Raw genomic sequence first — 513 nt, 5'->3', positions numbered from 1 at the left:
GCCGACAGGATGGTTCCACAAAAAATGATTGTGAAAAAGCAGCAATAAGACGTTTTCTGGCGCAGACAAAACACGATCATCCACGCCTGAAACTGGTGATTCTGCTACCGGTTGCCTGGAACTTTACTGGGCTGACAAGGTCGTACTCTATCGTTGTCACCCCCAAACGATTCTCCAATTGGAAACAGGGAGGACCTCCAAACAAACCATGCAGTCACCTTCCTCCTCAGCAACCGCGGATACTGTATCCCGGTTAACATCCACTGAAGCTGGGAGAGACGAGCCGTCCTCCAGCCGCAAACGCAAAAGAAAGCGGAGCATCGCAGGCCGCCAGATTGAACAGACAACAACGGCCACAGGAGCGTTTCCACCGCATCAACAGCAATCTGAATCCGGGACCATTCCCCCCATAAAGCTCAGGCGTGTTACTGGCAATAACTCGTGTATTGAGCGCTCTTCTTCGACTTCGGTTCAGGGTAATCCGGAGCCAATGGAGACTGAGTCTGCTGACGC

At 52.2% G+C, this 513-nt stretch carries 2 protein-coding genes; both read left to right on the top strand.

All coding sequences use genetic code 11. The features are described 5' to 3' along the window. The coding region (locus tag J7438_RS27470; RefSeq protein WP_209279173.1) for a hypothetical protein at positions 1 to 257 on the top strand (257 nt) is incomplete at its 5' end. Next, on the top strand, positions 209 to 513 hold a 305-nt coding region (locus J7438_RS27465), incomplete at its 3' end, for a hypothetical protein (RefSeq protein WP_209279172.1). The genes J7438_RS27470 and J7438_RS27465, both read left to right, overlap by 49 nt.

The sequence above is a fragment of the Thalassotalea sp. G20_0 genome, assembly GCF_017744175.1.
Taxonomy (GTDB): Bacteria; Pseudomonadota; Gammaproteobacteria; order Pseudomonadales; family Endozoicomonadaceae; genus Endozoicomonas.
Note: the sequence above shows the minus strand (reverse complement) of the source record. Positions and strands in the feature narration are given on the sequence as shown.